15 protein-coding genes are annotated in these 24,516 nt (G+C 59.4%); 10 read left to right on the plus strand and 5 right to left on the minus strand.

Annotation, left to right across the window (positions count from 1 at the left end; genetic code table 11):
• Positions 1–708: 708 nt before the first annotated feature.
• Positions 709–2,064 (plus strand): MFS transporter, encoded by a 1,356-nt coding sequence (locus DSM100238_RS03890; protein WP_152355406.1) that lies wholly within the window; start codon positions 709–711, stop codon positions 2,062–2,064.
• Between the two features lie 514 nt (positions 2,065–2,578).
• Positions 2,579–3,631, plus strand: a complete 1,053-nt coding sequence (gene ilvC / locus DSM100238_RS03895; RefSeq protein WP_152355407.1) for a ketol-acid reductoisomerase — start codon at positions 2,579–2,581, stop codon at positions 3,629–3,631.
• Between the two features lie 552 nt (positions 3,632–4,183).
• On the opposite strand, the gene DSM100238_RS03900 is transcribed toward ilvC, so the two are convergent.
• The 3 genes from DSM100238_RS03900 to DSM100238_RS03910 form a co-directional block, all read right to left on the minus strand.
• Positions 4,184–4,915 (minus strand): SGNH/GDSL hydrolase family protein, encoded by a 732-nt coding sequence (locus tag DSM100238_RS03900; protein ID WP_205730686.1) that lies wholly within the window; start codon positions 4,913–4,915, stop codon positions 4,184–4,186.
• A 225-nt stretch (positions 4,916–5,140) separates the two neighbouring features.
• Positions 5,141–7,141: a sialate O-acetylesterase family protein gene (locus DSM100238_RS03905; RefSeq protein ID WP_152355408.1), complete on the minus strand. Its 2,001-nt coding sequence runs from the start codon at positions 7,139–7,141 to the stop codon at positions 5,141–5,143.
• A 1-nt stretch (position 7,142) separates the two neighbouring features.
• Positions 7,143–8,204 (minus strand): SGNH/GDSL hydrolase family protein, encoded by a 1,062-nt coding sequence (locus DSM100238_RS03910; RefSeq protein WP_152355409.1) that lies wholly within the window; start codon positions 8,202–8,204, stop codon positions 7,143–7,145.
• A gap of 173 nt (positions 8,205–8,377) precedes the next feature.
• Between DSM100238_RS03910 and DSM100238_RS03915 the strand changes: the two genes are divergently transcribed.
• The 6 genes from DSM100238_RS03915 to DSM100238_RS03940 all read left to right on the plus strand — a co-directional run bounded on the left by DSM100238_RS03915 (position 8,378) and on the right by DSM100238_RS03940 (position 18,403).
• A complete protein-coding gene (locus tag DSM100238_RS03915) occupies positions 8,378–9,748 on the plus strand; it encodes a GH1 family beta-glucosidase (RefSeq protein ID WP_152355410.1) in 1,371 nt (456 codons plus the stop codon).
• 1,153 nt (positions 9,749–10,901) lie between these two features.
• Positions 10,902–12,293, plus strand: coding sequence for an ABC transporter substrate-binding protein (locus tag DSM100238_RS03920; protein ID WP_152355411.1), 1,392 nt, complete (start codon positions 10,902–10,904; stop codon positions 12,291–12,293).
• Between the two features lie 144 nt (positions 12,294–12,437).
• Complete coding sequence (locus DSM100238_RS03925) at positions 12,438–13,502, plus strand: carbohydrate ABC transporter permease (RefSeq protein ID WP_240812328.1); 1,065 nt, start codon at positions 12,438–12,440, stop codon at positions 13,500–13,502.
• A complete protein-coding gene (locus tag DSM100238_RS03930) occupies positions 13,499–14,395 on the plus strand; it encodes a carbohydrate ABC transporter permease (protein ID WP_152355413.1) in 897 nt (298 codons plus the stop codon). Before DSM100238_RS03925 ends, DSM100238_RS03930 begins: the two co-directional genes overlap by 4 nt.
• A gap of 98 nt (positions 14,396–14,493) precedes the next feature.
• Positions 14,494–17,166, plus strand: coding sequence for a glycoside hydrolase family 2 protein (locus DSM100238_RS03935; protein WP_152355414.1), 2,673 nt, complete (start codon positions 14,494–14,496; stop codon positions 17,164–17,166).
• Positions 17,167–17,371: 205 nt separating this feature from the next.
• Positions 17,372–18,403 carry a LacI family DNA-binding transcriptional regulator gene (locus DSM100238_RS03940; RefSeq protein WP_152355415.1) on the plus strand — a complete coding sequence of 344 codons (1,032 nt, stop codon included), beginning with the start codon at positions 17,372–17,374 and terminating at the stop codon, positions 18,401–18,403.
• 445 nt (positions 18,404–18,848) lie between these two features.
• On the opposite strand, the gene DSM100238_RS03945 is transcribed toward DSM100238_RS03940, so the two are convergent.
• Together DSM100238_RS03945 and DSM100238_RS03950 are read right to left on the minus strand one after the other, a co-directional pair.
• A complete protein-coding gene (locus DSM100238_RS03945) occupies positions 18,849–19,544 on the minus strand; it encodes a YesL family protein (RefSeq protein WP_152355416.1) in 696 nt (231 codons plus the stop codon).
• 121 nt (positions 19,545–19,665) lie between these two features.
• A complete protein-coding gene (locus DSM100238_RS03950) occupies positions 19,666–20,592 on the minus strand; it encodes a hypothetical protein (RefSeq protein ID WP_152355417.1) in 927 nt (308 codons plus the stop codon).
• An 895-nt stretch (positions 20,593–21,487) separates the two neighbouring features.
• Here DSM100238_RS03950 and DSM100238_RS03955 point away from each other — a divergent pair.
• Together DSM100238_RS03955 and DSM100238_RS03960 are read left to right on the plus strand one after the other, a co-directional pair.
• Positions 21,488–22,360 (plus strand): ABC transporter ATP-binding protein, encoded by an 873-nt coding sequence (locus DSM100238_RS03955; RefSeq protein ID WP_376831110.1) that lies wholly within the window; start codon positions 21,488–21,490, stop codon positions 22,358–22,360.
• Positions 22,357–24,126 carry an ABC transporter permease gene (locus tag DSM100238_RS03960; protein WP_152355419.1) on the plus strand — a complete coding sequence of 590 codons (1,770 nt, stop codon included), beginning with the start codon at positions 22,357–22,359 and terminating at the stop codon, positions 24,124–24,126. Before DSM100238_RS03955 ends, DSM100238_RS03960 begins: the two co-directional genes overlap by 4 nt.
• Positions 24,127–24,516 lie beyond the last annotated feature (390 nt).

The raw sequence follows: 24,516 nt of genomic DNA on the forward strand, positions 1-24,516 counted from the left end.
GAACCCACACCACCACAACGACACCACCACGAACCGAAACAACCCCCGCACACGCCCCCAGACCACGACAAGACACGACACACCCCCGCATCAGACGCACTTGACAAATTACATAGGGACACTCCCCAATCCCACCGTTCTCCCGGGAGATTATGCGCCTGACGGACGATTTGCCGCAATCTCCCACAGCCGCGACCGCATCTGGCTCATCCGCGCTCGTCCGCATCCGGTCGCATCCATCCGGAAACCGCTGGCGATGAATCCGCCGAGTCTGCCCCGTCCCACCCCATCAAAGTCAAACGTTTGACCCGTTGAAATTACAGACTTCCCGACATGTCCACATAGTGGACATCGTCTCCTTGCGACGGACGAACCCTCCTATGGTTACAAACCAGTTGGGAACACATCCCAAGGAGAACCGAAAGGAGGACGCCACGATGAACGGTCTGCTGTTGCTGCGAGTTTCCGCACGAATTATTAGCCCGTCTTCGTTGGCGGTCTGATTCGGTACATGCTGAGCCCCGCTGACGAATGCGGGGCCGGACAAATCATTCGCCCTGCATGCATCGCGGGGCTTTTTTGTTGCGCTGCACATCCCACAAGGACTACCACAGATCCGCAACTAGCATCCAGCTCAGAAAAATAACAGATGGAACCGTGTCGCACGCGAACAACGTCGGCACATCCAGGAGCAATCCAGGAGCAATCATGACAGCAGTCGAACAGACGACTGGCCTTCAACAGGCCGCCGGCAAAGTGGAACAGATGACGCGCGATTCGGTGCGTACCGTCATTGCCGCTTCCATGGTCGGCACAGCCATCGAGTTCTATGACTTCTACGCATACGGCACCGCCGCTGCGAACTATTTCCCGAAGGTGTTCTTCAGCGACACGACCAATCCGACGGTCGCGCTGCTGATGTCGCTGCTCACCTTCTCCATCGCCTTCATCGCTCGCCCGGTCGGCTCCCTGATTTTCGGCCATTTCGGCGATCGCATGGGTCGCAAGACCACGCTGGTTGTGTCACTGCTGACGATGGGTATCGCCACTTTCCTGATTGGCTGCCTGCCGACTTATGACATGTGGGGCATCGCCGCGGTCGCGCTGCTGTGCCTGTGCCGCTTCGTCCAGGGCATCGGCCTGGGCGGCGAATGGTCCGGCGCCGCGCTGGTGGCGACTGAGAATGCGCCTGAAGGTAAGCGCGCCCTGTATGGCTCCTTCCCGGAGTTGGGCGCCCCGATCGGCTTCTTCCTGTCGAACGGTACGTACTTCCTGCTCGAAAGCTTCAACGATAACGCTGCGATGGTCTCTTGGGGCTGGCGCGTGCCGTTCCTGCTGTCGAGCGTGCTGGTGATCGTCGGTCTTGTCGTGCGCGTTCAGATGGAGGAGACCCCGGTCTTCCGTCTCGCCCAGCAGCAGCATAAGGTGGTCAAGTCCCCGCTTACTGAGGTGTTCCGCAAGAGCTGGCGTCAGGTGATCCAGGCGACCTTCATCGTCGCTGTGACTTACACGCTGTTCTACACGCTCGCCACGTGGTCGCTTGCTTGGGGCACGAAGACTGTCGCCCAGGGTGGCGGCGGCCTCGGCTTCACGAACCGCGAGTATCTGCTTATGCTGATGATCGCCATCTGCGTGTTCGCGCTGTTCATCGTGCTGTCCTGCGTGTATGCGGATCGTATCGGTCGTCGTCGCGTGCTCGTGTTCTCCTCGGTCGCGCTGGTGGTGTTCGCGCTGGTCTTCCCGTATCTGCTCATGGGCCATCGCAACTTCTTCCAGGTTGAGCTGTTCTTGTGCGTCGGCTTTGCTCTGATGGGTATCGCGTTCGGCCCGATCGGCGCGTTCCTGCCTGAGCTGTTCGATGCGAATGTGCGGTATTCGGGTTCTGGCATCGGTTACAATCTCGCTGCAATCGTTGGCGCTGCGTTTGTTCCGACGATCGCCACGTGGCTGTCCCATCATTGGGGCGTGCGTTCGGTCGGCCTGTATCTCGGCGTGATGGCTGTGTGCTGCCTGGTTGCGGTGATCAGCTGCCGTGAGACGAAGGACACCGATTTCACGAAGTGATGTTCGCGAAGTGATGTCGGTTATGCGGAGTCGGCTGTCGCGGCCTTGGCTTTCGGCTGGCGGTCAGCGGATTGCCGGCTCCCTGTCATGGATGTCGCTGCGAATCGCAGGTTTTTCCATGCAATTCGATATCGATACCTGAGATATCTGAAGACACATATCTGACTACACATAACTACATAACTGAAGATTGATAACTGAAGACGAATAATGAAAGACCAATAATTGAATATCGATTTCGCTTTGGATTTTGGCGCGGTTCCGAGGCGTGGCGGTTGGATGTCCGCCCGCCGCGTCCCGGTTCCGCACTACGGTCCGGAGACCAACTACCCATCTGCTGATGGCTTGCAAAAAGTTTCCTCGAGATGTTCAACTAGTGGAACGCGTTCGATTCAGGACGGCAGTTCTAGTATGATGGGCATCAATCAAGGACAAAATCCTTTTTGCAAGAGTTACACAGCAAAACGCCGGCACAAGTCGGCAAGGGATTTTCCCAAAACAAGGAGTGCTACATATGGCAGCAACTATCTGGTATGAGAAGGATGCGGATCTCTCCGTGCTCAATGGCAAGAAGGTCGCCATTCTCGGTTATGGCTCCCAGGGCCACGCTCACGCGCTGAACCTGCGTGATTCCGGCGTTGACGTCGTCGTCGGCCTGCGTCCGACCTCCAAGTCCGTGGACTATGCCAAGGAGCAGGGCCTCGAAGTCAAGTCCGTGCCGGAAGCGGTCGCCGAGGCTGACATCGTCATGATCCTGCTGCCTGATCAGTACCAGGCTCAGGTTTACAAGGAGCAGGTTGAGCCGAACCTGAAGCCGGGCGCTGCACTGGCCTTCGCTCACGGCTTCAACATCCACTACGGCTACATCAAGCCGACCGAGGATCACCCGGTGTTCATGGTTGCCCCGAAGGGACCGGGCCACATTGTGCGTCGTGAGTACGCCAACGGCCGTGGCGTCCCGGTGGTTGTGGCTGTCGAGCAGGATCCTCGCGGCGACGGCTGGGACATCACCCTGGCTTACGCGAAGGCTCTCGGCGCTCTGCGCGCTGGTGCCATCAAGACCACCTTCAAGGAAGAGACCGAGACCGATCTCTTCGGCGAGCAGGATGTCCTCATGGGCGGCATCAACCACCTGTGCGACATGGGCTTCGACGTGCTGACCGAGGCTGGCTACCAGCCGGAGATCGCGTACTTCGAGGTGTTCCACGAGCTGAAGATGCTTGTTGACCTCGCGAACGAGGGTGGCCTGAACAAGGCTCGTTGGTCCTGCTCTGACACCGCTCAGTACGGCGACTACACCTCCACCGTCATCAACGAAGAAACCAAGAAGCGCATGGAGTATCAGCTCAAGCGCATTCAGGATGGCTCCTTCGCCAAGGAGTTCATGGACGACCAGGCTGCTGGCGCCCCGAAGTTCAAGGAGCTGCAGGAAGAGTACTCTCACCCGCACCTCGAGACTGTCGGCCCGAAGCTTCGCGCTATGTTCTCCTGGAACAACCAGAAGGATGCTGACGCCGATATGACTGAGTCCTTCAACGGCAAGATCGCTCGTACCCAGGTGCAGTGATTGCGGGCGGCGCTTCGGCGGCTTCATCGGCTAGTCGAGGTTCCGCATAGCGTTTGAATGAGACCGTCGTCCGGTTTGTCCGGGCGGCGGCCTTTTTGTATCTCTCTCCCAAACGAGTGACTTTGTATCTCTCTTTCCCAAACTGGTGACGCTGGGGAGGTTGTCAGCGTAGCCAGTTTGTGGTGAGCGGGCGGGTTGCTTGTGTCTCTCTTTCCCAAACTAGTGACGCTGGGGAGGTTGTCCGCGTAGCCGGTTTGTGATGGGTGGGCGGGGCTACAAACGCATGCACGCGTGCGCGTTTCAACCTTCTGCCGACGCTGAGCGAGGTCTGGGCGTCGGCAGAAACAGGGCGGTGACCTTCTACCGACGCTGACGGGCGTCTCAGCTTGTATCTCTCTCTCAAACTAGTGACGCTGGGGAGGTCGCCAGCGTAGCCAGTTTGTGATGTGAACTGGCCGACCCGATAACCAACGTGAATCCGCGGACCGCTATCCTACGTAAATCCGCGAACCAACAGCCAACGCGGATCCGCGGACCAGCTGACCACTCCGGTCAGCGCGTGAGATTAAGCAGTTGCCGAACCATTTCCGGGCCCCACCAGTCGCGGTATCCGGCTCGGGTCGGGTGCACCGGATCGTGCATGTACAGTGCGCGGCGGTCATCGGGAATCGCGTTCCACGCGGCATCATTCCACAAATCGATGATGCCGAAGCCATGAATCCGCTGCATTTCGAACAGCAGCTCCACCATCGCCTGATACCGCGGGCTGTCAAAATACGCGCCGGTGAAGAACATCAGCGGGCAATTCCAGCGTTCGCGCACAGTCGCGGCGATATGATTCAGCGCGCCTGCCACCGTATGTGTATCGGTATCGCCGGCATTCCCAAGCGGCACACCATGTGATGCGTCGTTCGTAGACAGTTGGCAGATGAACAAATCGACTGGCAGGTTTGCCGGAAGACGAGTGTCCAGCCGATGCACGTAAGAGCTGTCATCGAGGTCGGCAAGTGTGGTGCCGCTCACCGCTTCCTTGGCCAGACGCATATCCAGCCGCCGCGCGATGTATTCCCCTGGCCCGTCAGCGAGCGAACATGCCCCATACGCGACGGAGGATCCCAAGATCGCTAATGTCTTGCCTTGCCACGGATTGCCATCAATCGGCGTGATACTGCTGAAATCGTAGGTGACTGCGTTACCGGGCTGTCCGTCGGTTCCTGGATGCAGTTCGGCGGGGTAGGTGATGGTCGCTTGTGCTGTTTGTACTGCTCGCATTGGTGTGGTCATGATGTGCTCTTTGCGTTGATTTGTGTTTTATCCTACGCTGTAGTCGCTCCGGTGTTTCGTCGGTTTACGCCTGACGGGCGGACGCTGATGAGCTCAATCTGCCGCAAACGGAGAGAACAACGAAGATGACGCGCCCGGGGGACAAGGGGGAACAACCTCCGGGCGCGCCAAGTCTAGTGTCGTCGCCTCGAGTCGTAATCGAGAATCGCGGCGGCGAGGTGCCGCTTAGAGTCGCGACACGCTGGCGCGGAAGGGAATGGCCGGCAATCCGGCAGCGTTGCGCACGGGCGCAGGCCCCCAGCTTTTCCACGCGTACCGGATGGCGGCAGGTTGCGGTACATCCGGGCTATAGACGCGGATGGCGGTACTGTCGTCAATCGGCGTGTGGCTGATTGGCGTGTCGCTGACCGTCGCGTGGTTGAGCGGAGTGCCGTCGTCTGCCCTGCCGACGCTGTTTTCCCTGCCGAAGATGCCAGCAGTACCGCCGATTTTTATGCCAGCAGGCACGATTTGTGCAGTGGCGTCATGGAAAATGCCATCCGCGCCGGCGAGTTCGAATCCGGATTGTCCTGCCGCGCGGGACACCGCATCCAGTGTGTCGGTGTTCCCCGTGCCGGGCACAGTCCCGTTGAATCGGAGCCCGGTGGCGTGACGGTACCGGATCAGTACGCCGCCGCCATCATCGGTGTTGCCGTATGACTGTATTTCCAGCGGTTCCGGCCCCCACGCGGCGATCTGGCGGTATCCGTACATGGTGCGTAACACTATGGCGGCGGCGCGTTCGCCGACGGTGCGCTTGTCGTAGGGGTGAATGTTGTCGTATTCGCCGCAGTCGATGGTGCATACGGTGGTGACGCCTGGAATATCGCGGCTTGCTGACCATTGCGTGTCGCGGATGACCGGCCAGTCGAGCGGGTCGGCGTGCGCTTCATCGGTCGCGCGGTCGATCCATTGCGGCAGTTGGATGATGATGAACGGCAGCTCGGCCGTGTACGCGGTATACGCTGTGTGTTCGGTGCATGCGTCGGAACTGTGCTGATCCGCGTCCGCCCCGATGTCAATCCGCCACACGCGCCGCCACAAGGCGATCATCTGCCGCAGCAGCACCGCGTAGGAGGCGCTGTATGGCGCGTCTTCCTCACCTTGATACCACAAGACCCCGCGTACCGCGTATGGAGCGATGCGCGCGACCATCGCGGTGAAGGCGCCGGTCGGACGGTATTGCGAGTGCGGGGTGACGGGCGGCGGCCAAGGACATTCGCCGTAAGCTGCGTTGAGTTCGTCCCAGCTGACGTTCGGGTTCGCGGTTCGTGCCGATTCGATTTGCGCGTTCCAATGGTCGAATTTGGTTTTCCACGCGAGCGTCATGTCGTGGAAATCCTGCTCGGTATGCCCGGCAAGAGCCTGCTGGTAGCGCTGCCAGTAAGGCCGCCCCGCGTCGCTGGATTCGATGGTTGCCTGATCCATCCAGCAGGTGATGGAGGTGCCGCCGATATAGCAGTCGATGATGCCGATCGGCATGGCGGTGCCGAATTGCCGGCGCAGGCGGGCGGCGAAATAGTAGGCGACCGCGCTCATGGTGCCGGTGGTGTCTGGCGAGCACGCCTGCCATGAGGATTCGCGCTCCGCTTCGAACAGCGCGTCACTGATATCGCCGCTTTTTGGGGTGTTGTAGAAGCGCAGCATTGGGTCGGCGGATTGGGCGATGGCTTGGGCGGCTTCGCGGGTGCTGTGCAGTTCGAATTCCATGTTGCTTTGCCCGCTGGCGATCCATACTTCGCCGATCATGACGTCGTGAAACACCAGTTGTGTACCGGTTAAGTCCCTGATTTCGAGCTGGTAGGGACCGCCTGCTTCCTGTGATGGCAGCAGGATGCGCCACGACCCGTCTGGCAGGATTTGGCCGGCTGCCTCGGCAATCAGGGCTGCGGCGCCGCTGTCGGCGGCCGGTGCGGTGTCGAGCAGCCGCACGCGGAGCTGCATGCCCGGCTTGCCATGCCCGAATACGGGGATGGGGCGGTGCCGTTGCAATACCATATGGTGGGAGAACACCGCTGCCACGCTGAAATCGGCGGTGCCTTGCGGTTTGTTGGCGCGCGCAACTGTTGCGTTTGCGCCGCCGGCGTCCGACCCGGGCGCGGGCCCGGTCACTGGCTGTGTCGTCGTCGCGGTGGTTGTCGTGGATGTGGTTCCCGGTGCAGGGCCGGTCACAATACGTGCGTTCATGTTAATCGCTCCAGATGTCGTCCCCGTAACTGCGGATGAGATTGGTCAATTCCTCGGCCATCTCTTCATGCTCTTGTACGCGCGGGTGACCGGGAGTCGCAGATCCGTTGCGTGAGTAAAGGAAATGGATGATGTGTGGGTCATCGACCGTGGCGACGGCTTCGCCGATGGCGCTGTCCCAGCTTGGGTCGTGTTGCAGCACGGTCGTTGTGCAGATGATCAGTGCCCACGGGTAGTGCTTGCGCAGGGCGTGAAGGAAGTCAACGTACCTGGCTCTCCAGTGGCGTGCTTGCTCGCCGTTGTAGTCGTGCGCCATGAAGTCCTCGGGGTGGGAGTCGTTCTGCCCGATCGCCACGATGACCACGTGCGGCGTGTACGCGGAGAAATCCCATGGTTTGCTTGGCCCGAGTTCGGGATTGTATTCGATGCGGTCCCAGATGCTTTCCATGCCGATGTAGTCGGGCTCGCAGAACCATCCGATACCGTCGAGCAGGGAGGCTCCGCCTTGCGCGATGTCGTGGAGTTGGGCGCCGAGCTTGCGCGCGGTGATCGCCCCGTAGGACAGCCACGAGTTGCTGTACGGGCTCAAATCGACATCGGGGTCGGGCTTGCCGGCATACAGGATCGCCTCGTTGCGTTCGCCTGCCGATACGGAATCGCCGTAAATCTCAATACGCCGTGTGGGCGTGGGGGAGGCAGGTGGAAGCAGTTCGGCGTTGTCATCGATGCTGAGTTGCAGGATTTCCAGATAATGCTGGCCGTCTTGGCGTTTGTAGATGATCGCCTCATGCTCGATGTCGGGCAGTTGACTGGCGAGGGTGACGGTGACCGGACGCTCGTTGGCGGGGATGGGGATCGAAGCCGGCATGCCGTCAATGATGACGCCGATTCGGCTGTTTCCGTAATGGTGGTGGTTGATGACGGTCATGCTCAGTGTGGTGCCTGAGAATCTGAACGCCATTTGCGTGTATGGGAACACCCAGATCGGCCGGTCCGGGTTGCTGGTGTCGATTCGCCCCATCGTGCGCAGCGCTGGATCGCGTGGGGAAATGATTCGAGACATCTGTGGTCCTTCCGTCGTGCCGTTCGGCTGGCATCGCTGTCTAGCCGATTGGACAACACCAAAGAGTGCTGTATTATTGTACTTAACCGATTCAGAATCGTAGCGCGTCATCGCCGCTGGTGCAACCGACGCTCCAGTATCGGCGCGTGTCGCCATCAAGAGAAAGGCCTCTTATGCACGTTTCGCAGCGTTTCATGTTCGGCACGGCAACCGCCGCCTACCAAATCGAAGGTTCCCCGACCGCCGAAGGCAGGACGCCGTCCATCTGGGATGCCTACAGCCATACCCCGGGCAAAACCGTCAACGGCGATACAGGAGATGTCGCCTGCGATTCCTACCGGCGCTGGGAAGATGACCTCGACTTGCTGTCCGACCTCGGCGTTGACGCATACCGTCTGTCGATTTCGGTTCCGCGCATCATTCCGACCCCGGACGGCGCGCCGAATCAGGCGGGACTCGACCACTATGAGCGGATCGTCAACGCGCTGCGCGACCGGGGCATCCGCCCGGTTGTCACGCTCTACCATTGGGATCTGCCGCAATACATGGGCGAACAAGGAGGCTGGCTGAACCGCGACACCGCCTACCGCATGGCGGATTATGCGCGGATAGTCGCGCGGCGGCTCGGCGATTGCGTAGACACGTACACCACGCTCAACGAACCGTGGTGCTCGTCATACCTGAGCTATGGCGCCACCGAACATGCGCCTGGACTGGGCTTGGGCGACAAGTGTTTCCCGACGGTGCACCATCTCAATCTCGCCCACGGATTGATGGCTGAAGCGGTTCGGGCCGAAGTCGGCACCGGCAGCAAGGTCTCGGTCACCTTGAATCTGCAATTCAACCGCGGCGATGCGGATGCAGTACACCGCACCGATCTGATTGGCAACCGCGTGTGGCTCGATCCAATGCTGCGCGGGTACTATCCTGCCGAACTGTTTGACGTGACACGCAAGGTCTGCGACTGGAGTTTTGTGCGCGACGGTGATCTGAGACTCATCAACCAGCCGATTGACGTGCTGGGCGTGAACTATTACAGCTCCAATCTAGTGGCGCTCGCCAAGACCCCGCATGATGACGGTGGCGCGACCGCATGGCCGTGCTGCGAAAACGTGGACTGGCTGCCGACCCCTGGCGAGCATACGGCGATGGGGTGGAATATCGACCCGCAAGGGCTGACCGACCTGCTGGTGCGGGTGCATAACGATTACCCTTCCGTCTCGCTGGTTGTCACGGAAAACGGCATGGCGTGCGATGATGTCGAAGTCAAGGAGCCGGATGGTACGTTCGCGGTGCATGATGATCGGCGCATCGAGTACTTGAAGCGGCATTTGGCGGCGGTCGGGCGTGCAATTCGCGCGGGTGTGCCGGTCGAAGGCTACTTCTTGTGGTCGTTGATGGATAACTTCGAGTGGGCGTTCGGCTATACGAAGCGCTTCGGCATTGTGCGCGTCGATTACGAGGATGATTGCCGCCGTGTGCCCAAGGACAGTTTCGCATGGTATCGCCAGGTGATCGCCGACCGCGAACTGCCTGAGGCCTAGCCTCCGGCTTCCGGCTTCCGGTTTCAGGTTTGATTTTTCACAAACTGGCTGCGCTGGCAGATTGCTGAGCGTAGCCAGTTTGTGTATGGCGGGTGGTCGGAGACTGTCCTATGCGGCTTCCGGTTTCAGGTGTTGGTCCTTGGATTTTCAATTTTCCACAAACTGGCTACGCTGGCGGATTGCTGAGCGTAGCCAGTTTGTGTTGTGTGGGGTGGTGTGGTCGGTTGCGTATGTTGTGGCATGCGTGGTTCGTGGGTTGTGGTTGGATTCTGTGGTTTGGGTGGTGGTTTCTGGGTTTGTGTATGTCTGGGGATGCGTGGTGTGTTGGATCCGTTGGGATTCTGCGGTTTGGGGCAGTGGTTTCTGAATTTGCGCATGCCAAGGCATACGCACCCCGGCGGATGTGCTTGATTTTCGCCGGCGGAATGAGATTCCGGATTCGTTGAGGATGTGTCGGATCACCCCGTGCGGCGAAGCGAGCGGCATCGCAACAGTGTCAGCTTTCCTCTATACACCAAAACTTCCCGTCATCAAACCTCCCCGTCGCCGATACCTTCCGTCATCCGCGCCCCCGTCATCAATATCTTCTGTCACTAACTTCTGTCACCAAATCTCCCCGGCTCTAAATCTCCCCGTCACTAACCTCTGTCGCCAATCTCTGTCGCCAAACCTCCCCATCACCAATACTCCCCATCATCAATACCTTCTGTCATCAAACCTCCCCGCGCCAACCCCCGTCACCAACCTCTGTCACCAGTGCCCTCATGCCAGCAATAGCCCCATATCGCTTAATCGCTTCATCTTTATCTGTGACTTTGACTCGTCACGATCCGTGCCGCTTACATACTATCTGAGTCTTCGCTCGATGACCTAAAACCCTTGATATATCAGCTTTTTTCAAGGCGCAACCCATCTGCTTGCCACCGTCGCCGCGGCGTTGCGCTGTCGCCTATATCCCGTTTTACGGCGTGTTGTGAACTTAACCGGTTGACAAAACGCAATCGTTTCATTATGCTGGGCATTGTCAATACGAAGACACCAGCAACGGAGCCTTCCGACACGCCTGGTGCAACGGATCAGTGATGATCATTGCACAAGACACGGCATCGGAACATACAGTCCCAATGCCAACACCATCAATGAGGAGACCAGAATGAAAGCCATCACCAAGATTGCAGCGGCTGCCGTAGCAGCGGTCTGCGCGGTCAGCCTTGCGGCATGCGGCGGCAGTGGATCGGGCAAGGCGACTAACGTCACCTATCCGCAGATCAAGCTCGGCACCACCGGCAAGAACATCAAGACCACCATCAAACTCTTCAGCCACCGCACCGATCTCGCGCAGGATTCCTACAACGGGACCACGTGGAAGGAGTACATCGCCGAATTCAACAAGATGTACCCGAACATCACCGTCAAGGTGACCACCAACTCCAACTACGCCGACAGCGCCCTCACCCGCCTGCAGGGCGGCGACTGGGGCGACATCATGATGATCCCGGCAGTCGATAAGTCCGAACTCGGCAACTACTTCCTGTCCTACGGCAAGACCTCCGATATGGACAAGCAAATCAAGTACGTGCACGCATGGGAATACAAGGGCGACGTCTACGGTGTGCCCGCGAACGGCAACGCGGTCGGCATCGTCTACAACAAGAAGGTCTTCAAGGAAGCGGGCGTTGACAAGCTGCCGAACACTCCGGATGAGTTCATCAAGGACCTCAAAGCCATCAAGGAAAAGACCAAGGCCACCCCGCTGTACACCAACTACGCAGCCGGCTGGACCATGGGCGCCTGGGATTCCTACATCGGCGGCACCGCGACCGGCGACGCCAAGTACATGAACCAGGAACTCCTGCACACCAAGGACCCGTTCTCCAATCCGAAGGACGGCACCCACGCGTACAACGTCTACAAGATCCTCTATGACGCGGTCAAGGACAAGCTCACTGAGGACGACTACTCTACCACTGACTGGGAAGGCTCCAAGTCCAAGATGAACAACGGCGAGATCGCCACCATGGTGCTCGGCTCCTGGGCGGTTTCCCAGATCAAGCAGGCCGGCAGCAACGCCGACGACATCGGCTACATGCCGTTCCCGATTTCGATCAAGGGCAAGCAGTACGCCACTTCCGCCGCTGACTACTCCTACGGCATCAACAAGGACAGCTCCGCCGACAATCAGGAAGCGTCGATGATCTTCGTCAAGTGGATGACCGAGAAGTCCGGCTATGCTTACAACGAAGGCGGCATCGGCGTCGCCAAGAACGACACCAAGCTGCCCGACACCTATGCCGAGTTCAACAACGTGAAGTTCCTTGAGGACGAGCCTGCGGTCTCCGGCGAGGAGGACCTGTTCAATGACCTCAATTCGGATTCCGAGCTCGCCATCAACGCCGGCGGTGACAAGCGCGTCCAGGCGATTGTCGAGCACGCCGCCAATGGTGACGAATCCTATGACGACATCGTCAAGGATTGGAACTCCAAGTGGAACGAAGCGCTCAAGACCGAAGATGTGAGCGTGAAGTACACCACGGTCGCCAAGTAAATCGCCACGTAAACCAAACATCATTCCCGAACGGCCGGCCCGCCCATAGTGCAGACAGGTTGCGGGCCGGCCGTTCGTATACCGCCATCCGATGTCAGACATCGCACGGCAATCAACAACAACCCGATGAACAAGGGGGATACCTTGACTGCAACAACAGCAGGCGCAACGGTTGATGAGACCCGGACCGATGTGCCGTTCAATACACAGCCTCGGGATTGGCGCAGGGGCGTGATCATCGTCCTGTTCTGCCTGATTCCTGTGACGCTTCTGGTGGTCTTCACCTATGTGCCGTTCGCCAACATGGTCGGCTACAGCTTCTACAAGATGAAGTACATCGGAACGCCGCGTTGGGTGGGATTCAACAATTACATCCAGGTATTCACCCGTCCCGACACGTTGTCATCGCTCAAACTCAGCCTTTACTACATGGTGGGCGCTCTGATCCAGGTCGCGCTCGCGTTGTACCTGTCGACGATCCTGACCTTCAAGGTGCGTGCGGGGAACTTCTTCAAAGCGGTGTATTTCTTCCCCTACCTGATCAACGGCATCGCCATCGGCTTCATTTTCAAGTTCTTCTTCACCCGCGGTTTCGTGTTCGATTCTGTACTGCAATGGTGCGGCTTCGATCTGCAACATCTGCCGTACTGGCTCAAGGACCAGCGCATCAACAACTGGTCTCTGGTGGGCACTTCGATTTGGCGCTATCTGGGCCAGAATGTGATTCTGTTCATCGGTTCGATGATGTCCATCGATTCCTCGCTGTGTGAGGCGGCTGAGATTGACGGTGCGAACAAGTTCCAGCAGTTCCGCCACATCATTCTCCCCGGTATCAAAACGATTCTCGTGCTGAATGTGATTCTGTCCATCACGGGTTCGCTGTCCGCCTTCGAAGCCCCGTTCGTGATCACGACCGGCGCCAACGGCACGGCGACTTACTTCGTCCTGATGGATCATCTGGCTCACACCAACCAGAAGGTCGGTCTGGCTTCGGCTATGGCGATCGTCCTGCTGATCATCATCTTGATCTGCGCGCTGCTGCAGAAGATCCTGTTCGCCTACGTGTTCAGGGATGCTGATGACGGAACCGAGAAAGCCAAGAAGAAGGCCAAGAAGATCGAGCGTCAGCGCCGCAAGATGCAGCGCAAGAACGCTCCCCTGTTCCGTGACGGTGCTTCGGGCAGCAAGACAGAAAAGGCGGTGGCATGATGACTGACGTAGTTGCACAGGCCAAGCAGAAGCAAGTGGATCGGGGCACGACGCCCTGGTACAAGTTCAAAGTTGGCTTCTTCGTCTTCCTGAAGTATTTCAGCCTCGTGTTCGTGGCGTTTTGGGCGTTGCTGCCAGTGGTCAGCTGCTTCATCACGGCCGCAAAGACCGACAAGGAATACCAGTCGACCACGGTGATGCAGATGCCGAAGAACTGGCTGAATTTCGGCAACTATGTCGAAGCGTTCAAGGCGTCGAATATGGGTGTGGCGTTCCGCAACTCCTTTATCGTGCTGATTGTCGTCCTGGTGGTCACCACTATCATTGGTACCCAGCTCGCCTATGTGCTTAGCCGCTTCAGTTTCCCGGGCAATGCGCTTATCCGCGGCATGTTCGCGCTTGCTGCGCTGCTGCCTGGCATCGCGATGCAGGTTTCCCTGTACAAGATGATGGTCGGGATGCACGCGGTGAACACCTTGTGGGGCTACATCATCATGATGTGCGGCACGGATGTGATTTCCATTTACGTGTTCATCCAGTATTTCGAGAACATCCCGGTGTCGCTTGATGAATCGGCCATTGTGGACGGCGCCAGCTACTTCACGGTGTATTCGCGGATCCTGTTGCCGCTGCTCAAGCCTGCTATCGTCACATGCATGATTTTGAAGGGCGTGGGCGTGTACAACGAGTACTACGCTTCGAACCTTTACTTGCAGGACAGCAGTTTGAAGACGGTCGCCATCGCCCTGTATTCGTTCACTGGCCCGATGGGCAGCCGATACAATCTGATTTGCGCTGGCGTGATTATCACGCTGCTGCCGATGCTGATTCTGTTCCTGCTCTTCCAGAAGCAGATTTACAACGGCATCGCGGCGGGCGCGGTCAAGGGCTGACCGGCATTCGCTCATTGTCCACTGGAATCGCGGGCTGTACTGCTTGACCTACGTACCTTACTTAACCGGTACAGCCCGTGGATATGCGAAGGAATATCATGACTTACACTCCTCAAACGTTCGCAGCGCTCACTGACGGTTGGAACGTCCGCGCGCTCAACCCGCAACTTGCACCGGAAAACGTGCGCGACCGCATCGCGGCGGGTATTCCCGCCAACGTGCCGGGCGAAGTGACGCTCGACCTGGTAGCCGCCGGATTGATCGACGAGCCGTTCGACGGCGACAACGAACAACATCAGCAGTGGATCGGCGATATCGACTGGCAATACCGGCTGGTGTTCGATTGGCATGATGACGGCAAAACGCGCCACGACCTGGTCGCCTATGGGCTTGATACCGTTGCTACGATAACGCTGAACGGCCAACTGGTCGGCACCGCGCAAAACTACCATCGCACCTACCGTTGGGATATCCGCGGCCAGCTGCGCGAAGGCGAGAATCTGCTGGTCGTGACTTTCGCTTCGTCTGTACGCGAATCCGACCGCCGTGAGCAGGAGCTCGGCTACTACCCGCACACGGAGCATCATGCGTTCAATCAGTTGCGCAAGCCCTCATACCAGTTCGGCTGGGATTGGGGTATCGATGTCTCCGCCGCTGGCATCTGGCAGCAGATCGGCATCGATTCGTGGTCAGGTGAACGGTTGAAGGCGGTCCGTCCGCTTGTCGATGTGCTCGCCGACGGCACCGGTGTGCTGAATTGCACCGTGGAAATCGAGCGTGCGGGCGCCGGCCGAGTGATGAACCCGATGGATGCCCATGCTGGTCAGACCCCGGTTCCGTTCAGCGTGCGGCTCGACGGCCATGGCACGAACGTAACCGTTTCAGGTACGGTCGAAGCCGGTCGCGACAGCGCAACCGTGAGCGTTGCCGTTCCGGACGCCAAATTGTGGTGGCCAGTGGGATACGGTGACCAACCGCTGTACGACATCCGAGTCGCGACCGATGACGGCGAGGCAGCTTGGTCCGGACGCGTAGGCTTCCGCACGATCCGCGTGGACACGCGCGCCGATGAGGTCGGCCGCCCGTTCCAGATCTACGTCAACAACGTGCCGGTGCACGCCCGCGGTTATAACTGGGTGCCCATCGACGCATTCATGTCACGGGCAGACCGGGCGTTCTACGCCAAGCGCTTCCGCGATCTGGTCGAATCCAACTCCAATATGGTGCGTGCCTGGGGCGGCAGCATCTACGAGTCCGACGACTTCTACGATCTCGCCGACGAGCTCGGCATTATGGTCTGGCAGGACTTCATGCTCGCCTGCGCCGCCTACCCTGAAGATGCGGCCACGCGCGCCGAAATCGAGTCGGAAGCCCGCGAGCAGATCACCCGCCTGTGCCCGCACCCGAGCCTCGTCGTGTGGAACGGGTCCAATGAGAACTACGTCGCCTACGCGCAGTGGGGCGGCTACAAGCAGGCTTTGCGCGACGACGACAAACCCGCCAACGCCTACGGTTACGGTGAGAAGGGCTGGGGCAACTACTATTACGCGCAGCTGTTCCCGCAACTGCTTGCCGAACTCGACCCGACGCACGTTTACCTGCCCAGTTCCCCGATGAGCTTCACCGAGTTCACCGACGCGAACCTCGACACCGACGGCACCATGCACATCTGGGATGTGTGGAACCGCGTGGATTACCGAAAGTATGCGGATTACACGCCGCGCTTCGCCGACGAATTCGGCTATCAGGCGCCTCCGGCATGGAGCACGCTGACGCGCGTCGTCCATGATGAACCGCTTGATCCGTTCGGCAAGCAGATGCTTGTGCACCAGAAGGCTATGGGCGGCAACTACAAGCTGGCGCGCGGCATGCGCTCGCACCTGACCCCAGGCGATATCGACGACGTGAGCTTCAACGCTGACGGCACCCGCAACTGGCTGATCCCCACCGACCGGTGGGATGATATCGAGGATTGGCATTGGGCGTGCCAGCTTCAGCAGGCGCAGGCGATCCGTTTCGGTGTCGAGCATATGCGCTCGCTGGAACCGGTCAACGCGGGCGCGCTGATTTGGCAGCTCAACGACGATTGGCCTGTCGTTTCTTGGGCAGCGGTCGATTATGACGGCCACCGCAAGCCCATGTGGTATGCGTCCCGCGATTTCTTCGCGCCGCGCCTGGCGACCATCCAGCCGCGTATCTCCGACAAGCAGTGGGATGACCGCAGCTGGGAAGGCAAACGCCCCGCTGCCGACAAGCTGGCGCTCGTCGTGCTCAACGACACGCGTGAACCGTGGACGGGTACATGGACGGTTGAACGCCGCACGCTGGAAGGCGACGTGCTCGCCAGTCAGCAGGTCAACGTTTCGCTCGACGCCATCAGCCACACCACCGTCTATCTTGACGCCGATATCGCTGAGTTCCGCGACGCATCTGACGAAATCATCGTTGCGACCGCCGATCAGCCAGGCTTCGCGCGCGTCATCTACAACGCCGCCGAAGTCGTAGACCAGAAGCTCCAAGCTGATCCGCTTGATGTGCAGGTCGCGAAGGCGGAGCACGGGTATACGATGACGCTGACCGCGCGCGCCTACGCACGTGACGTGTTCTGCATGGTTGACAAGGTCGATGCGGAAGCGTCCATCGACGGCGGCATGGTGACCTTGCTGCCGGGAGAATCGGTGACGTGGTCGATCGACTGTGACGCCGATGTTGAACCGCAGCGGTTCGCCGCCGCGAATGTGCTACGCAGCGCCAATGATCTGAAGCGGTAGCGGAAGCCAGCTCGTCGTGCCGGTACTCTTACGTTGTGCGGGAGTGCCGGCACGATGCCGTATATGCGGCCTGTCGTCATCATGACGATGGTTGCGATGCCATCTGCCGTATCCCATGTTGTGGGCGTCGGGGAATGTTGGGGTCAAGCCGCTGTAATATGAAGGGGTTAACCCGTACATATCTACGTTACTGAAGGACCAATCCATGGGCAGTGGAAAGTCGAAGGTGACCATCACCGATGTGGCAAAAGCCGCAGGGGTTTCCAACAGCGCAGTATCCTACGCTTTGAATGGCAAGCCCGGCGTCTCCGAGAAAACACGTAAGAAAGTGCTGGAAGTCGCCGATGCCATGGGGTGGAAGCCCAACAGCGCAGCCAAAGCGTTGTCGGTGGCGCGCACGCACACTATCGGCGTGGTCCTGAATGCAAGCAGCACCTTGCTCGGCGTGGAACCCTACTTCATGGAACTGTTCGCCAGCGTCGGTGTTGAGCTTGAAAAAGAGGACTACTCCCTGTTGCTTCGCTTCGCCCGTGATGATGACGAGGCGCTTCGCGTGCACCGCAACTGGATCGCGGCCGGAAGCGTTGATGCGGTGATGATTTTCAACGTCGAAATCGGGGATCGACGTGTCGAGCTGTATCGGCAGCATCCGGAAGTGCCGGCACTGGTGTTTTCCGATTCATCCGTATCCGGCGGTCTGACGACCATCAGCAGCAACGATGCCGACGGGACCAGGGCGATCGTCAAATACCTTCATGACTTGGGACACACTCATATCGCGCGTGTAGCAGGTCCTGAACGGTTCGGCCACACCTATCTGCGCGACCGCGTCTTCAGTGAGGAAACCTCGAAATACCGAATGCGGTATGACTGCCTGCACGCCGACTATTCGCCGAAGGAAGGCCGCGATTGCACAGAGCGCCTGCTGACCCTGTCGCAAACGCCTACGGCAATCGTGTACGACAATGACGTGATGACCGTGGAAGGCTTGCATGTGGCGGCGGCTAAAGGAATCAGCGTGCCCGATGATCTGTCGTTGATTTCGTGGGATGATTCCTACCTGTGCACGGTTGCTGAACCGAAACTGACTGCGCTCGCCCGCAATATCCCTTCTCTCGGCAAGTTGGTTGTCCCGATGCTCTATGCGCTGATCGAAGGTAAGTCTGTCGCCAATCGGTTCGAACCCGGATATCGTCTCATCGCCCGCGATTCGACTGCCGCGCCCAGCGCCGAGTGAGGCGGAGTAGCCTGGCCTTTCTCCCACAAACTGGTTACGCTGGGCGGTCCGTTTGCGTAGCTGGTTTGTGTGGTGTTCTCACAAACTGTCTACGCTGGGTGGGTCGTTTGCGTAGACAGTTCGTGTGGTGCTTTCACAAACTGGTTACGCTGGGCGGGTCGTTTGCGTAGACAGTTTGCGTGGCTGGTTTGTGTGGTGCTTTCGCAAACTGGTTGCGCTGGGTGGGCCGTTTGCGTGGCTGGTTTGTGTGGTGTTCTTTCAAACTGTCTACGCTGGGCGGGCTGTTTGCGTAGCTGGTTTGCGTGGTGCTCTTACAAACCGGTTACGCTGGGCGGGTGGTTTGCGTGGTGTTCTTTCAAACTGGTTGCGCTGGGGAGGCTGTTTGCTTAGCTAGTTTGTGGGGTGCTCTTACAAACTGGTTACGCTGGGGGTGCGGTTTGCGTAGCTAGTTTGTGGAGGGGCGGGAGGTTGGTGACGGCGCGCTGAGAGGGTTGTGCGCCTCATCTGCGGTGACAAGCGGGTCGTCGAATACGCGCTGACGCCGCATAACCACGACACCCAGCCAGCTGCTGCATCCGGTGAGCAGCAGCCCCCAGAAGAAGCCGACGAAGAACAATCCTCCAGGAACCCATACGGCGATCGCAACGGGTATCGCCGCCAAAGCGACGACGACCAGGGCGGGGATGGGGTGTGCGGCGACCAGAGCCGCCGAACAGCGGAATTGCTGACTGACCGGTCGTGAGCTGCGCGAGGCCAGCGGCACCACGTATGCCGTGCAGATCGCGCCGATGATACCGATTGCGGCACATACGCCATAGTTGATCGCATTCATGTCGCCGTTCGCGGACTGGCTTGATGTGTACCACATGTCGAAACCGATGAGGGCGTAGAACGCGAGGAGTATGACGCCGATCGCCAGATTCGTGCCGAATCGTCGGGTGAACGCGGTCCAGAAGCGTTTGAGTACATGGTTGTCTTCGCCGTTGTCGATTGCGCGTGCGACCTCATACAGGGCTTGCGTAGACGCGCCGATGGTCACTACCGGCAGACTGCACACTGTCCAGGCGACATTCGCCAGTGCCATGTCGCCGACGTGAGACATGAATTCGTTGAATGAGTTGCCTTGTTGGAAGATGGACATGGGCTTGTGCTCCTTCGCTGAGGTCGATTGGTCGCCGGGCTGCGGTGTCCGGGCGTATTCTGCGCGTCGCCGTCTGCTGCCGGTTGTGCAGAATGCGTCTCACCATATCGTATTAATCGGTTCAGACCTTGGCTCCGCGCAGATAATCGATGAATTTCACAGCGATGTTGGTGTTGCGCGAATCCTGTGCGAAAGCGATGACCGCATCACGCGTGGCGCTATGCTGCGACTGCCAGTTGCGGAAATCGGTCATGGACAGGCCGAACGGCTGACGGGCGCCTTTGCCGCTGCCGTTGTACTCCATATCATCGTCATGCCCGTCGTCGAATCCGTTCGCCGATACGTATGCTGCAGCGAGCTGACGTTGCCTGGTCTTGCTCAGTACGCGGTTGAGCGGCTTGCAGTATCCGTAGCCGGCAATGCGTTGGAAATCTTTGGGTTTGGCGATGATGACATCGATATCCCCAGCGCGGAGCATGGTTTGCAGCTTGGTCAGACCATCCGCGTCGAGGTTGAAGTAGGTGTCGATGCTCACGCCGCCCGCACGGCCGTCAGGGAGATTCAAGGCTTTGGCGGTGGCGGCTTGCAGCGCCGACCCGTCCTGTGATCCCAAGGCGCCGTTGATGACGGCGACATAAAGTTTCGGCGTTGGCGTGGGGGTCAGCAAGTGAATAATCAGCAGGACGGCGATAAGAACGCCGGCAACAATGGCAGCGATGGGGGCGAGGAGGTTCTGGCGGAAGTACTCCCATTGCTTGTCGCTCGGCAAGGAGCGCAATATCGCAATGCGTGACATGCGTTGATACGGATTGTGCTGGGACAGCTGGCGGACGGCTTCGCGTTCCCGGTCGTCGAGCGGCAGTCGCGTGTGCGGTTCGGCGGTGTGGGCTTGATTCGGCTGTGTCTCTTGTGTGGTGTCTGCGGTGTGTGTGGTGTCGGCAGTGCGTGTGGTGTCCGTGGTGTCTTGGAGGGTGTTTGCGGTGTCCCGGAGTGCATCTGCAGTGTGTGCGGTGTCCTGGAGTGCGTCCGTTCGCCGGTCGGATGTCATGCTGGCTCCTTTCGCGGGGTGTCGGCGTCATTGGCATGGTGGACGGCGGCCGCGCATGTCGTCGGTTGTCGTACTGTGGCATATTGCGGCTGCGGCATTGCGCTTGTCTCGTGTGTCGCCGTGGACGTGGACAAGTATACGCCAGGATCCGCGATGCTGTGAACCGATTAACCTTTGTTTGCCCAAAGCTTGAGCGCCTCCGCTTTTTGAACCATCACATCCACCTTCTGCCGACGCTGACTGGTCTCTCAGTGTCAGCAGAAACAGGGCGGAGCCCCGGAAAGCACAAACTGGTTACGCTAAGGGGGTCCTTAGCGTAACCAGTTTTGGAAAGGGGTACGGCGGCCTGAGGGGATCAGACAGCGCGGACTCACGTTTGCGCCCCACTCGCGGCCCGCTTCGTTGTGTTCGCGGTGTCGCTGCGGGCAATCTTTTGCAAACTGGCTACGCTGGGACCATTGTCAGCGTAACCAGTTTGTATGGTGTTGTCCGGGGTGTCGCGCCGCGATGCCGTTTCCGATGTGCGCCTTCCAACCTTCTGCCGACGCTGACTGGGTCGTAGGCGTCGGTAGAAGCAGAGCCATGACCTTCTGCCGACGCTGAGGTGGTCGTGAGCGTCGGTGGAGGCTGGATGGCGACCTTCTACCGACGGTGAGTGGGTCGTGAGCGTCGGCAGAAGCAGGATGCGGGGGAGGGGCTCAAGGAGTGCCGCATGACTTCCTCCTGACTGGTGATTGAGACCGCCGTTTGCGCAATACCTAGACACAGTGCCGGGTTGCCAATCATCCTTGCATCCTCGTGATAGCCTGAATTTATGAGACTAGACAATGCGGGACATTCTGTCCATTTCCCCGGCGCAGAACCCCCTGTTCCCGGCGCTGCCCCGTCTGAAATGATGCAGCCTGGCGCGCCGACGTCGTCCATGCTCGCGGCTCAGCCCGTGCCCCTCACGCAGCCCGTACCCATCGCGCAGCCTACGCAGCCTGTGCAACTCATGCCGCCTAACCCCGCGGCCGCCGTCTCTATTCGTGGCCTGCTGAAACATTTCGGGGATAAAGTCGCCGTCAACGGTCTGTCGCTTGACATCCCCGTCGGATCCTTCTACGGCCTCGTCGGCCCCAACGGCGCGGGGAAAACCACCACGCTCAACATGGTCACCGGCCTGCTGCGCCCGGATGGCGGCATCGTGACGATACTCGGGCGTGACGTGTGGAGCGACGTAAACGCCATCAAACGCACGATTGGTGTCATGCCGCAGCCCGATGAGATTTTCAACCGCTTGACCGGCATGCAGCTGCTGGTCTACTGCGGTATGTTGCGCGGGATGAAACGGTCGCAAGCGTTGCAGCGCGCCGGTGATTTGCTCGACGCGTTCGACCTGTCGCATGCCGCCAACATCATGGTCGCTGACTATTCAGCAGGCATGACCAAGAAAATCTGCCTCGCATGCGCGATGATCCACAGTCCACGCATTCTGGTGCTCGACGAGCCGTTTGAATCGGTTGATCCCGTCTCCAGCGCCAATCTCAAGGACATTCTCATCGAATACGTGGCAACGGGCGGCACGGTGATCATCTCCTCACACGTGATGGCGCTCGTTGAAAAAATGTGCACGCATGTCGCGATCATCAATCAAGGCGTGGTCTGTGCGGCGGGGACGATCAGCCAAGTGGCCGACGGTGGGGATCTTGAAGAACGATTCCTGCAGCTGGTCGGTGGTCGGCACGGTGCAGCGCATATCGCTTGGCTGGACGGGGGCGCGCAATGACCGCACCCGAACGTGTTCCCGACATCGGCACGCCATCTGGCGTCACGGCAGGAACAGCGAAAGCCGGCCGGATCGACAAAACCGGCCGGATGGGCAAGACAGACGAAAACGGCGAAAACGGCGAAAACGGCGGGATCCCGGGCGCATCCAATACGACCGTCACGCTGATCCGCCTGCGTTGGATGCTGACATTCGCCTCGCTCAAGCACGCCCCGCAGCGCGTGATCGCGACCGTGGCGTCGTTGATATTCGCTGTGTGCCTGGTCGCCGCGGCCACCATCACCGCGATGCGATTCGGCGGCAATGCCATGCCTGCGGGCACCCATGCCGGCGATTTGCTCAACACAAGCGTGGTGCTGGGCGGCGCCGTCGCCATGCTGGGCGTCCTGCTGTTCCAACTGATGTACGTCGGTCAGGCAAGCGCCATGGACCCGCAGAAATTCAAATTATTCGGCATTGATGACGGCGCGTTGACGCGTGGCTTGTTCATTGCGGGCATGTGCGGGTCGCCTGCGATATGCGGTATGCTCGCCCTTTTCGCGTTCGCGCCGATATACCGGGGGACGAGCGCGGCGATGACAGTGGTGGCGGCCGTATCGGCCCCGGTGACGGTTGCTGTGCTCTTGGCTATGTCAAAAGCACTGATTTCACTGTTCACTCTCCTCGCGGATTCTCGGCGAGCCCGCGGTTGGCTGTACATCGTGAGTATGCCGTTGTGCTTCTTTGTGCTGCAATTGCCGAATATGCTGATAAGTTCCGGTGTCAAGGAAGTCACGTACGCGAAATATGCGGCGGTCGCCGCCTGGACGCCGTTCGGCGCGGTCTTCCAGCTGCCGTTCGACGCGGGGCAGGGAAGATGGGGGCTGCTTGTCGCGCGTCTGGCGATGATCGCCGTCACCTGTCTGTTATGCTACCGTGCCTGCCTGTGGTGTCTGCGGAGGGAACGCAGGGTCGGCGGCAGGGCCGGAGCTGCGCAGATGCGCCGTGGCATCGGTATCTTCGCCCGCGTGCCCGACAGCGTATCCGGCGCCATTTCCGCGCGTTTGGCGACATATCTGCGCAGGGATCCCAGACAATTGGTCATGTATGCGGCGCCTTTGCTGGTGTTGGTGGCGATGCTGTTGCAGCCGGAAGGCGTGCGTAACGTGGTCTGGTGCGCTCCCTTGATGGGCGGGCTGATGCTCGCGGCGATCGAAGGCAACGGCGTCGCCTATGACGGGTTGGGGTTCACGCTTGAAGTGCTCAGCGGAGTGCGGGGTATCGATGACCGCCGTGGCCGTGTGCGTGTGCATGTGGTGATTATGCTCGCGTATCTGACGCTGCTTTCGGCGGTGTGCATGGTGATGACTGGCACGTGGAGGCATGAGACGAGCCTGGGGATGTCGGTGATGGTCTGGGCGTTGAGTGTGGGGCTTGGGCTATGTGCCATCGGTGTGGCTGAGGTGATTTCGCCGGTGTTCATGTATCCGATTGCTCCTGCCGACAGGCCGTTTTCCACGCCTCAGGGTCATGCGGCGAGTCAGGTGCTGATTCCGCTGATTCATGTTTTTGTTTCCATGATGGCGTTGTTGCCGACGGTGTTGATTGCGATTGCGATTGTGGTGACTGGCGTCGAGGGCTTCGGCTTGTTGTTGGGGGTTGTGCTTGCCGCGCTGCTCAATGGTGTCGGCGTGCTTGTGTTGGGGATGTGGCTGGGCGGCATTGTGCTGGGCGAACGACAGCTGACGGTGCTCGTCCATTTGCGGGATTTCGCGTCACTCCAGTAGGCGCTGTCTCCCCTCTGCCGATGCTGAGTGTGCTGTGAGCGTCGGCAGAAGCAGGGCAGAGCCCGGAAAAACACAAACTGGTTACGCTAGGATCGTTGTCAGCGTAGCTGGTTTGTATGGTGATGGGGTTGTCCGGGGTGTCGTGCCGCGTGATGCGTTGATGCGCCCCTTCCAACCTTCTGCCGACGTTGACAAGGCCGTAAGCGTCGGTAGAAGCAGGGTGGAGCCCCGGAAAACACAAACTGGTTACGCTGGGGCCGTTGTCAGTGTAGCTGGTTTGTATGGGGTTGTTGTTCGCGGTGTCGTTGCGGCCAATTTTCTACAAACTGGTTACGCTGGGGCCGTTGTCAGTGTAGCTAGTTTGTATGGTGTTGTCCGGGGTGTCGTGCC

This window comes from Bifidobacterium apri, assembly GCF_009299485.1.
GTDB classification, from domain to species: domain Bacteria; phylum Actinomycetota; class Actinomycetes; order Actinomycetales; family Bifidobacteriaceae; genus Bifidobacterium; species Bifidobacterium apri.